We start from the raw sequence: 11653 nt of genomic DNA, 5'->3' as shown, positions 1-11653 counted from the left end.
CGCGCACCTGCTGGGACAGGCGGGCGCGCAGGCCGGCCAGCGCCTCGGCGGCGTCGTCGGCCGGGACGTCCGCCACGGGTACGCGCAGGGGCGGTACGTCGGGCAGCACGCGCTGGTGTCCGTCCTCCACGACCGCGCGGAGCATGCCGTGCCGTCGGACGAGGGTGTTCCAGGCGTGTTCCAGCCGGTCCAGGTCGAGGTCCGTACCGTCGAACTCCGTGTAGTGCCAGGTGCCGACGCCGCCGAGGGTGAAGCGCGGGTCGCGACCCGTGTGGTAGGCGGCCTGGACGTCCGTGAGCGGGAAGGGCTCGTGGGCGTGGTCCGGGTCGGTGGCCAGGGCGGGTGCCGTCTCGGCGCCATCGACCTCTTCGGGGCGCAGCGTCTCGCAGAAGTGCTGGAGCACGGGGCGGGCGAAGAGGTCGGCGACGCGGGCGCCGGGGAACCCGGCGGCACGCAATCGGCCGATCATCCGGGTCGCGACGAGCGAGTCGCCACCGAGCAGGAAGAAGCTGCTCTCCCGGCCTACGTCGGCCATGCCGAGCAGGTCGGCCCACTCCGCCGCCACCGCCGTCTCGACCGTTCCGACCGGTGCCGAGGTGCGGGGGCCGTCGTGGCCGGCCGCCTCGGTCAGCGCCCGGCGCACGGCGGCCCGGTCCAGCTTGCCGTTGGCGGTCAGTGGCAGGTCGCGCAGGACGACGAGGCGCTCGGGGACCATGTAGGCAGGCAGCCGCTGCGCCGCCCGACGCCGCACCTGGTCCGGATCCGGTGCGTCCCCGGGCGCGGACACGGCCGCGGCGAGGTGCCGTGCGGGGGTGTCGAGGACGCAGGCGACCGCGTGCAGTACGGCGGGGTCGTCCTCCAGGGCGGACTCGACCTCGCCGAGTTCGATGCGGTGGCCGCCGATCTTCACCTGGTGGTCGGCGCGGCCCAGGAACTCCAGTACGCCGTCGGGCCGGTAGCGGGCGAGGTCGCCGCTGCGGTACCAGCGTTCGCCGTCGTACTCGACGAAGCGCTCGGCGGTGCGTTCGGGGTCGGCCCGGTAGCCGTCGGCCACACCGGGTCCGCCGATCCACAGCTCGCCGGGGACGAGGTCGGGGCAGTCGCGTCCCCGTCCGTCCACGACCCGGGCCCGCATGTTGCGCAGCGGAACGCCGTAGGGCACGGACCTCCAGGCGGGGTCGGTCTCCTCGACCTCGAACACCGTGGAGTGGACGGCTGCCTCCGTCATGCCGCCGAGCGCCACGAAACGGCAGCCGGGCACGAGGGCTCGCAGCCTGCGGGGCTGGTCGAGCCCGACCCAGTCCCCGCCGAGCAGCACCATGCGCAGGCTGTCTCCGAGGCCCTCGTCCTCCCCGGCGGCCATCAGCAGGTCCAGCAGGGCGGGCACGCACTGCACCAGCGTCACTTCGTGCTCGCGCACCAGGCGGGCCCAGTGGTGGGCGTCGCGGCGGTGGTCCTGACCGATCGTGACGACCTGTCCGCCGACCGACAGCGGGGTGAAGATGTCCCAGGTTGCGAGGTCGAAGTCGAGCGCGGAGATCGCCAGGGTGCGGTCGGCGGGGCCGAGGCCGAGCTGTTCCTCCATCGCCTCGACCGTGTTGACGACCGCGCGGTGCGACACCTCGACGCCCTTGGGCAGTCCCGTGGAGCCGGACGTGAACAGCACGTAGGCGGGCAGGGCGGGGTCCGGCTGCACCACGGGGGCGGGCTCCCGCGTCCCGGCGTCCTCCAGGAGGAGCACCGGGGCAGTGGAGACGCCCTCGCTGAGCGGCGCGTGCTCCCGGTCGGTGAGTACGGTGGATGCGCCGGCCACGGAGTGGATGCGTTCGCGGCGCACGGCGGGCTGCTCGACGCCGACGGGGGCGTACGCGGCGCCCGCGGCCAGGATGCCGAGGACGGCGGCGATCTGGGCCGCACCCTTGGGCAGGGGCAGCGCGACGGTGTCGCCCTCGCCCACCCCGTGCTCGCGCAGAAGCGCGGTGATCCTTCGGGCGGTGTCGGCGAGTTCGCCGTAGGTGAGGGTGTCGCCGCTGGTGCGGACGACGGCGACGCGGCCCGGCTCGGCCTCGGCGAGCCGGAAGAACCGGGTGTGCAGGGCGCGGTCCGGCAGTGGCGTGGGCGGCAGGGCCGCCACCGCGCGCCTCGGCAGGACGTCGGGGGCGAGGAGGCCGTCCACGGTCCGGGACCAGGTGCCGGGGTCGGTGATCAGGCGGGCGATGAGGCCGCGGTAGGCGTCGAACGCGGCGTCCGGGACCCCGGCCTCCAACACCCCGTCGCGGACGTCCCAGTTGAGGAGCAGGCCGCCGTCCAGCTCGGTGACCTGGGCGTCCAGGTAGACCTGAGGGCCCTGGGAGATGATCCAGGAGGGGCGGCCGAAGGACTTCTGGACGTCCTGCTCGAAAATCTCGCCCAGCCCGATGGCGCTGGTGTAGACGACCGGGGCCAGCACGGGGGCTCCCTCGGCGCGGGCGAGGTCGCGCAGTACCTCCACCCCGCCGTACGCGCCGTGCGAGATACCTTCCTGGAGGCGCTCCTGAAGGCTGCGGGCCTGGCGGGAGAACGGCAGGGACGCGCCGAGGTCCGCGTCGAGCAGGACCGAGCTGCTGAAGTCCCCGACCAGACCGGCGACGTCCTCGGTGATCATCTCCCGGTCGAAGAGCGGAAGGTTGAGCAGGAAGCGCCGGCTGTCGCTCCAGGCGGCGATGACTTCGGCGAACGCGGTGGCGAGGGCGGCGGCGGGGGTGATGCCATGCCGTCGTGCCGCGCTGATCAGGGCGGCCTTGTCGGCGGGACCCAGCCAGTGGTGCAGGCGGCGGGAGTGGGTGAGCGCGGCGTCCTCGGCGCTCACCGGGGTCAGCAGGTCGACGGTCGTCGGCAGGCGCGGAGCGCGGGGCAGCTCCGGCAGGCGTTCGCGCCACCAGGCCGCGTGCTGCTCGCGTTCCGCCTTCCGCCGGGCGTCGTGCTCCGCGAGGTACCGGCGGTAGTCGAGGGCGAGTTCGCGGGGCTGGTCGCCGGGACAGCCGTAGAGGCGGTGCAGGTCGGACAGGAGGACTCTGAGGCTCAGCGCGTCGCCGGCCATCATGTCCAGGTCGATCTGCAGTCGGGTCCGTCCGTCAGGGAGCAGGCACAGGGCCGCGCGGAAGACGTCGCCGGAGGTGATGTCGGGGCGGGCGTGGGTGTTGCGCTCGCGCAGCAGCTCCAGTTCGGTCTCGGCGTCGTCCGGATCGCGGTCGCGCAGGTCGTGAACGGTGAGGGGGTCTCCGGGCGCGCCGTAGTGCTGCCGTCCGTCCTCGTCGAAGACGGCCCTCAGCATGCCGTGGCGGCGCACCAGAGTTCGCAGGGCGGTGCCGAGCCGGACGGGGTCGACGTCGTGGCCGTCGAGTTCGACGTAGAAGTGGGCGGCGACACCGCCGAGCGGCTGGCCGTCCTGGCGTCCGATCCAGTAGGCGTGCTGCATCGTCGCCAGCGGGAAGGGTTCCGTGTCGGAACCCGGCGCGTCGGTGGAGGCGAGCGTGCCGGGGGTGGCGGGGCGTGTCGTGGCGGTTTCCTCGGCGGCACGCTCGTGTGCGAGCAGGGCCGTCCAGGCGCTGAGTGTCGGAGTGCGGGTGAGGTCCTGGAAGGTGACCGTGCTGCCCGCCCGCCGCCAGGTACCGACCAGGGACATCAACTTCAGTGAGTCGAGACCCAGTTCGAAGAGGTCCCGGTCGTCGTCCAGCTCGTGTGGCGCCAGCTCCAGGGCGCGTGCCACCGCTTCCTGCACCGCGCCGGACACGTGATGGGCCCCCTCGTCTGCCGCTGCTCGTGTCTGGACGACTGCTTCATCGCTCACTGATGGGACCTTCCGGTCGGAGGGGGCGGGTGGGGTGACTGGCGCCGGAGGCGGGGCTTCGGCGGGGGACCGCAACACCTAGGTAAAAATGATTATCATTTCTATACTTCACATCCTAGTCACACAAGGGTCCGTGGCGCCAGAGCCCGAGGCCCGAAGATGAGAGGCAGGGCCCCATGACCGAGACCGAACAGACCTGGTCCGAGGCGGAATCGGCGCGCTATCGAGCCGTGGGCCACTGGCAGGGAGTGACGTTCGGCGCGCGGCTGCGCCGATCAGCGGCCGACCACGGCGACCGTGTCGCTCTCGTCGACGGGGACCGCCGGTGGAGCTACGCGGACCTGGACGCCGAGGCCGACCGCGTGGCCCATGGACTGCGAGGTCTCGGTATCGGGCGGGGCGACCGCGTCCTGGTCCAGCTCCCCAACCGCGCCGAGTTCGTGCTCGTCTGGTTCGGCCTGCAGCGCCTCGGCGCCGTGCCGGTGCACGCCATGCCCGGCCACCGGCGCCGGGAGATAGGTCACCTGGTACGCGTGTCGGATGCGGTGGCCTGTGTGGTGCCTGACCGGCACGCCAGGTTCGACCACCGGGAGCTGATGCGCTCGGTGCGGGCGGAGCACGGGCCGGGCCGTTCGCCACGGGTCGTCGTCGTGGTCGGCGATCCGGGCCCGGAGAGCAGCTTCGTCTCCTTCGAGGCGCTGCGGACGGCTTCTTCCTCGACGCCCGCCGACACCTCGCCGGACACCGTGCAGGGGTCGATTACCGATGACGGCGGAGCCAACCCGGCCGACGTCGCCCTCCTGCTGCTCTCCGGCGGCACCACCGGCCTTCCCAAGCTCATACCGCGCACCCACGACGACTACGCGTACAACGCCCGCGCCTGCGCCGAGGTCTGCGCCCTCGACGAACGGACCGTCTACCTCGCGGTGCTGCCGATCGGGTTCAACTTCACCTTCGCCTGCCCCGGCGTGCTCGGCACCCTGATGGCCGGCGGAACGGTCGTCGTTGCCCCCGACCCCAGCCCTCAGACGGCGTTCGCGCTCATCGAGCAGGAGGGCGTGACCCTGACCTCTCTCACTCCGCCGCTCGTCCCTCACTGGGTGGACGAGGCGGCCTCCGGCACCTGGGACCTGGACAGCCTCGCCGTGGTTCAGGTCGGCGGGGCTCGGCTGCCCGAGGAGCACGCCAGGAAACTCGGTCCCGCACTCGGAGTGACCGTGCAACAGGTCTTCGGCATGGCGGAAGGGCTGATCAACCTGACGCGCCTCGACGACCCCGAGGACCTCGTCTGCGCCACCCAGGGCCGGCCCGTCTCGCCGGACGACGAGATCCTGGTGGTGGACGCCGACGGCAGGCCCGTGCCGGACGGTTCGGCGGGGGAACTGCTCACCCGCGGGCCGTACACGCTGCGTGGCTACTACCGCGCTGAGGACCACAACCGCACGGCGTTCACCCCGGACGGCTACTACCGGACCGGCGATGTCGTGCGACGGCTGCCGACCGGGCACCTCGTGGTGGTGGGCCGGATCAAGGACCAGATCAACCGCGGTGGCGAGAAGATCGCCGCGGTCGAAGTGGAGGAGCAGCTGCTCACCCATCCGGCGATCACAGCGGCGGCGCTGGTGGGTGTGCCGGACGAGCAGCGAGGTGAGCGGACCGTCGCCTTCGTGGTCTGCGACGGCGAGGCCCCGGGCGCGCGGGAGGTGGCCGTGCATCTGAAGGAGCGCGGACTCGCCGAGTACAAGACGCCGGACGAGGTCGTCCAGGTCACCGACCTCCCGCTCACCGCCGTCGGAAAGGTCGACAAGGCCACTCTCGCGCGGGAGATGCCGCGTCAGTGACGCGTGGTACGGAGCGGCACCCGCCACCCGGCCGGGTGCCCCTCCTGCCCACCGTACGAAGCCACGCACCCGCGCCTACTCGGGCGCCGTGAGGACCGGACCGCCCTCACGGGTGAGCAGGTTCCGGGTGACGGGATGCTCCGGGTTCACCAGTACGCGGTCGGCCCGGCCGGCTTCCACCACCCGCCCCTCGTCCAGCACGACGACCTGCTCCGCGTGACTGGCCGCCGCGGCCAGGTCGTGCGTCACCATGACGACGGTCAGACCGAGCGCCCGCCGCAGGGAGCCCAGCAGGTCGAGGACCCTGCCCGCCGTCTCCGGGTCGAGAGCCGAGGTGATCTCGTCGCAGACGAGGACGCGCGGTTCGGCGGCCAGCGTCCGGGCGAGCGCGACGCGTTGCCGCTGCCCCCCGGACAACTCCCCCGGCCGGCGGCCCAGTAAGTCCGTGTCCAGCCCGACCAACCCGAGCAACCGCACCGCCTCGTCGGACGCCGCCCGCGTCGGCAGTTGCCCGACTCTCCTGAGTGGACGGGTGAGCGCGACGCCCACGGACTCGCGCGGGTTGAGGGCCCCGCGGGCGTCCTGCGCGACGAGTTGCACCGGAGCCCCACGCCCCCCTCTCGCAGCGTCGCCCCGCCACTCGATGATCCCCGATGCCTTGGGGTGCAGCCCGGCGAGACAGCGGGCGAGGGTGGTCTTCCCCGATCCCGACGGCCCGACGACCGCGGTGCAGGAGCCCGCCGGGACGGTGAGGGAGACGTCGTGCAGCACGGGGTCGCGCCCGTGGACGGCGTGCAGTCGCCGCACGGAGAGCCCACCGGCGACGGGGGGTTCGGCGGCGGTGACGCGGGCGACCTCGCCGTGGAGGCCGCCGCCCGGGGCAGCCCGGGGCCGTTGGACCGGCAGCGGCGCCACCGGCATCCCGCGCCCGGCGATCCGACCCGCTTCGAGGCGGATCACGTCGTCGGCCACCGAGCCGATCCACGCCGGGTCGTGGCTGACCAACAGTGCGGCGCGGTCCCCTTGGCGCAGGACGTCGGCCAGCAGGGCGCGCATCCCGTCGGCCAGGACCGGGTCGAGCCCGCTGGTGGGCTCGTCGAGGACCAGCAGCCTGGGCCGGCCCGCCAACGCCAGCGCGAGGGCCACCCGCTGGGCCTGCCCTCCCGACAGTTGCCCGGGCAGCCGCCCGCGGAACTCCGGATCGGCCGGAAGCCTTACGGACAGCAGGAGTTCACCGACCCGGGCACGGACGCCCTCCCTGTCCTTCTCGGACGAGCGCAGCCGTACCGCCTCGGCGATCTGGCCGCCGATCCGCAGCGCGGGATTCAGCGAGGAGGCCGGGTCCTGGCCCAGGAAGGAAACCACCCGGCCACGCAGCCGGCGGGCGTCCGCCCGGTCGAAGGGATCGAGGCCGACGACCCGGACGGTTCCGGCGCGGACCTCCAGGCCCGGTCGCGCATGTCCGAGGAGGCCGTGCGCCAGACTGCTCTTACCCGATCCCGACCGGCCGACGACCCCCAGTACCTGCCCGGCCGACAGCGAGAGGCAGACGTCGCGCAGGACGGGCGGCCCTCCGGCCACAGGGCCCAGGGTCAGCCCGCTGATATCGGCGAGCGTCTCGGCGGCCGGCGGCGGGGGCGTCGAGAGGCCGGTCATCCGGCACCTCGCCCCACCGTGTCCGCCAGCCGCCCGGCCAGCAGGCCGACACAGACCGACAGCAGCACCAGCAGCAGCGCCGGGGCGAGGAACGGTGTGGCGGCCAGCGTCGCTCCGGGGACGTTCTCACTCACCATGCGCCCCCAGTCGGGAGTCGCCCCGCCCGGTCCGAGACCGAGGAATCCCGCGGTGGCGGTGAGGTGCAGGGAGGCGACCAGACGCAGCGCCGTGTCCGTGAGAGCCGGTCCGGCGATGTTGGGCAGCACGTCATGGCGCAGTACGGCCCACCGGGTGTCGCCGCGGGCCAGCGCGGCCTCGACGTATCCGCTGGAGAGCACCGTGTCGGCAGCGGCACGCAGTACACGCGTGGAGAACGGGACGGTGGCCAGGGCGACCGAAGCCACCAGGGCGGTGTGGCTGCCGGGGAACCCGGCAGCGAGGACGAGGACGACCAGGAGGGCGGGAAGAACAGCCAGGGCGTCCACGCAGCGGAGCAGCAGGTCACCCAGTCGGCGCGAGGCCAGGGCCGCCAGGACGCCCGCCGTGATGCCGACCACTCCGGCAGCCGCCGTGCCCGCCAGCGCGGTGAGCACGATCGTGCGTCCGCCGGAGAGCACCCGGCTCCCCACGTCCCGGCCCAGCACGTCGGTGCCGAGCAGGAACCGGCCGTCGGGCTGCTGGAAGGGGGCGGCGAGTTGCGCGGTGGGGCTGTGCGGCGCCACCAGCGGGCCGGCCAGCGCGAACAGGAGGACGAGCAGCGTGCCCGCCCCGATGAGCAGCGGCGGCCTGTGACGTCGGGGCGTACCGAGCCCACCGGTACGTGTCCGTCTCGCCCACGGTGTGAGGACCGTCGTCATCGTTGGTGTCCCTTCCGCGCGTCGAGCAGCCGCGCGCAGATGTCCCCCGTCAGCAGCACCAGGAGCATCACTCCGGCGAGCGCGGTGGCGATGCCCTGCACCATGGGTATGTCCCGCGCGGCGACGGCCAGTTGCAGTTCCCGGCCGATACCCGGGTAGTCGAAGACGTTCTCCACCACCACTGCGGATCCCACCAGCGCCCCCGTGGTGAGGGTCAGCGCCTGGACGGCGGGCCCCGCGGCGTTGGGCAGGATGTGACGGACAGCGAGCCGTACCCCGCGCACTCCGTTGAGCCGTGCGGCTTCGATATAAGGGGTGGCCGCCACGTCTGCGGCGGAGACCCGCAGGAGCCTGGTGGCCACCGCCAGCCCGACGGCGCTGAGCGTCAGTACGGGCAGGATCAGCGCGTGCGGCACATCGAGCGGCGTACCGCCCAGGGGGATGACGGAAACACGCGGCAGGAGCTCCAGCCACACCGCCAGTACCGCGACGAGCAACGCGGCGATGACGAACTCCGGTACGGCGGCAAGGACCTGGGCGGCCGTCGAGACGAAGCGGTCGGCACCGCCCCCGCGCAGCCCGGTCCACAGGCCCAGGAGCGCTGCCAGTGGCGCGGTGACCGCGAGCGTCAGCCCGGCGAGGAGCAGGCTGTTGGGCAGGCGAGTGGCGAGGACGTCGGTGACCGGCCGCTCCCCCACGAAGCCACGGCCCAGATCCCCCCGGACCGCGCCTGCCACCCAGTCCGCGTACCGTTCGGCGACCGGCCGGTCCAGCCCTAGTTCGGCGCGGACCTCGGCGCGCTGCGCATCGGAGGCGTCCATCCCGGCGACCGCGCTGACCGCGTCGCCCGGAAGGACCGCCGTGGCCGCGAAGATGGCGGCCGACAGCACGACGAGCAGGACGGCCGCCCCCATGAGGCGCCGGCCGACGAACGCGATCAGGCTCACGCCAGCGACGCCTGCGAGAAGCCGGGGAACTGCTCGAAGAGATCGTCACGTATCCCACGGACCCCCTTGGCCTGGGCGTTCAGGTTCGGTTTGAAGACCGGCAGCACCTGGTTGCCCTCCTCCCAGCGTGTGCGCTGCGCCTGTGTTCCCAACTTCCTGGCCTCGGCCTGGTCGCTCTCGGCGCGGGCCTTCGCCACGAGGGTGTCGGTCGCGGACTCCTTCCAGCCGAACGCCGACGGCGATCCACCCGCCGTGCTCATCTGGTAGGTCGACAGCGCGGGGATGGGCATCTGGTAGGAGCCAGCCAACGGCAGCGCCGCGTAGGCGGGGAAGTCCGCGTAAAGCTGTCCCGCCGGCAGTTCACGCACAGACGTCCGGACACCGACCTTCTTCAGGTCCTCGACGAAGAGGGTGGCCATCTCGACCATGCCCGGCGTCTCCGGCCCGGTCGTCAGCGCGACCTTCATCCCCTCGGCTCCGGCCTCCTTGAGCAGCGCCCGAGCCCGCTCCGGGTCGTGGGCGCGCTGGGGCAGGCCCTCCGCGTAGTCGGGGAAGCCGATGGAGGGCAGGTCGTTGCCGACTTCGGCGTTGCCGTAAAACACCGTATCCACCATGGCCTGCCGGTCGACCGCGAGCTTGAACGCCTCGCGCACCCTGGGGTCGTCGAAAGGTTTGGCCTTCATGTTCATCTGGAAGGACAGGCCGACCAGGTACGGGCTCTCCGTGGGGACGAGTTCGACGTTCCCCTTGTCCCCGAGTGTGCGCGCGGTAACGGGTGAAAGGTCGTGCGCGAAGTCGATCTCACCGCCGGTGAGCGCTCCTGCCCTGGCGGTCGAGTCGGCGATCGACCGCAACTCCAATCCGTCTAGGCGGGGTACGTGGCCGTAGTGGTCGTCGTAGCGCTCGAACGCCGCACCCTGCCCGGCCGTGAACTCGGTCAGCCGGAAGGGGCCGCAACTCGGCATGCCCTTGCGGAAGTTCTTGGTTCCGTCCTTGACCACCAGGAAGTTGCCCTGGCAGAGGATCATGCGGCCGTCGGCGATGGGCCGCAGGGTGGGCAGTACGACCTTCAGGTCACCGTCGGCCCTGGCGTGCGCGAGGTCGAAGTTGGCGGCGGCGAGCCGGTACACGGGCAGTTTGCTGTTGGCCGCGAGGGCGCTGAGGGAGTGCAGGACGTCGGCAGCGGTCAGCTCGGAGCCGTCGGTGAAGCGGACGCCGGGCCGCACGTGCAGGGTGTAGGCCGACAGATCGTCGGCGATGTCGATGCCCTTGAGCACGCCATAGCGCACCCCGTCGGGCCCGCTGGGGTCCAGGTTGCCCAGGGTGCCGTGCCAGGCTCGGGCACGCACCAGGTCGAGAGCGGACGGGCCGTTGAAGAAGTCGAGCGTCTCCGAGGCGCCGCCTCCGACGAAGGCGGCCCGCAGCGTGCCGCCCGAGCGGGGCGACGAACCCGGTCCGGTCTTGCGGTCGGATGCGGGCTCGTCGGTGGAGCACGCCGCCAGCAGGCCGGGGCCCACCGCCATAGCCGCGGCCCCCGCAGCACCGCGACGGAGGAAGGCGCGGCGATCGATCTGTCTGGACATGCTTCTCCTTGACGTTCTGCTGAGCTGATCAAGAAGCCGTGGCACATGCACGGCGTGTGAAGTAGGGCCCAGCGGGAGCCGGTGACCAGTAGGTCAGCAGCGCGCTCGGCCGCGAGATGTATCGCTTCCGTCACGTCTGGGCGCTTGGAGCGTCCCGCAGCGCTCGTGGACTACCGCGATCTTGCGGACTACCGCAAGGCCAGGGCGCCAGACGGGCAGGCCCACACGGCCTCACGCACCGCATCCGACTGGGACGCGGGAGGCTCCCCGTCCAGGACCAGCACGAGCCCTTCCTCTTCGTCCTGGTCGAAGACGGTCGGCGCGGCGAGCACACACTGCCCCGCCCCCACGCACCGATCCCGCTCGACACTGATCTTCCGGGCTTCGGACGCCCGGCCTACCACGGTCATGAGGACCCCTCCCCTGCCGCCGTCCACGCGACCACCTGTTCGACAGTCAGACAGTAGTCGGTAATGACTTCCATATTCAACTAGCCCTACACTCCGCCCGCGAACACCCCAGGACTCCATCCGCCAAAGCCCCAACCGTTCTTTGAATCTCTTATGGAAATGATTACCATGTGCATCATCACTTTGGAGGTGGGCAGCCTGCGCGAAACATCCGCAACACAGCTGCCGGCCCCGTTGCGCCCGACACGCCAACGGAAGGCCGTGATGACCGCACTGCACCAGCGAGCCGGCTTCACCTCCGCGCAGGAGTTGCACGAGGCGCTGGAAGCCGACGGCATCACCATTGGCCTGACCACGGTGTACCGGACTCTCCACGCCTTGGACCGGTCTGGACAGCTCGACGTCGTACGAGAGAAGAACGGGGAGCGGCTGTACCGACCCCGGCCCGCCGACGGGCACCGCCACTATCTCGTCTGCCGTGACTGCGGCCTGAGCATGGAGGTCGAGGCCGGCGTGGTCGAACGCTGGGC

Annotated in this window: 8 protein-coding genes; 2 read left to right on the top strand and 6 right to left on the bottom strand. The window is 72.2% G+C overall.

All coding sequences use genetic code 11. The features are described from left to right. Positions 1–3760 (bottom strand): amino acid adenylation domain-containing protein (locus VN520_RS09995; RefSeq protein WP_325746510.1); only part of this gene is annotated, 3760 nt, incomplete at its 3' end. 245 nt (positions 3761–4005) lie between these two features. Between VN520_RS09995 and VN520_RS09990 the strand changes: the two genes are divergently transcribed. Then, complete coding sequence (locus VN520_RS09990; RefSeq protein WP_325746509.1) at positions 4006–5670, top strand: (2,3-dihydroxybenzoyl)adenylate synthase; 1665 nt, start codon at positions 4006–4008, stop codon at positions 5668–5670. Positions 5671–5745: 75 nt separating this feature from the next. On the opposite strand, the gene VN520_RS09985 is transcribed toward VN520_RS09990, so the two are convergent. The 5 genes from VN520_RS09985 to VN520_RS09965 all read right to left on the bottom strand — a co-directional run bounded on the left by VN520_RS09985 (position 5746) and on the right by VN520_RS09965 (position 11123). Then, positions 5746–7326, bottom strand: coding sequence for an ABC transporter ATP-binding protein (locus VN520_RS09985; protein ID WP_325746508.1), 1581 nt, complete (start codon positions 7324–7326; stop codon positions 5746–5748). Continuing rightward, on the bottom strand, positions 7323–8183 hold the full coding sequence (locus VN520_RS09980) for an ABC transporter permease (RefSeq protein WP_325746507.1): 861 nt from the start codon (positions 8181–8183) through the stop codon (positions 7323–7325). The genes VN520_RS09985 and VN520_RS09980 overlap by 4 nt, the downstream gene beginning before the upstream one ends. Then, on the bottom strand, positions 8180–9130 hold the full coding sequence (locus VN520_RS09975) for an ABC transporter permease (RefSeq protein WP_325746506.1): 951 nt from the start codon (positions 9128–9130) through the stop codon (positions 8180–8182). Before VN520_RS09975 ends, VN520_RS09980 begins: the two co-directional genes overlap by 4 nt. Then, positions 9127–10713 carry an ABC transporter substrate-binding protein gene (locus VN520_RS09970; RefSeq protein WP_325746505.1) on the bottom strand — a complete coding sequence of 529 codons (1587 nt, stop codon included), beginning with the start codon at positions 10711–10713 and terminating at the stop codon, positions 9127–9129. Before VN520_RS09970 ends, VN520_RS09975 begins: the two co-directional genes overlap by 4 nt. A 188-nt stretch (positions 10714–10901) precedes the next feature. Further along, the gene (locus VN520_RS09965; RefSeq protein ID WP_325746504.1) at positions 10902–11123 is read right to left on the bottom strand and encodes a ferredoxin; all 222 of its coding nucleotides are present in this window, start codon (positions 11121–11123) and stop codon (positions 10902–10904) included. Positions 11124–11387: 264 nt separating this feature from the next. Between VN520_RS09965 and VN520_RS09960 the strand changes: the two genes are divergently transcribed. Then, positions 11388–11653: Fur family transcriptional regulator (locus tag VN520_RS09960; protein ID WP_325746503.1), on the top strand; the 266-nt coding region annotated here is incomplete at its 3' end.

It is taken from the genome of Streptomyces sp., assembly GCF_035563135.1.
GTDB lineage: Bacteria > Actinomycetota > Actinomycetes > Streptomycetales > Streptomycetaceae > Streptomyces.
Note: the sequence above shows the minus strand (reverse complement) of the source record. Positions and strands in the feature narration are given on the sequence as shown.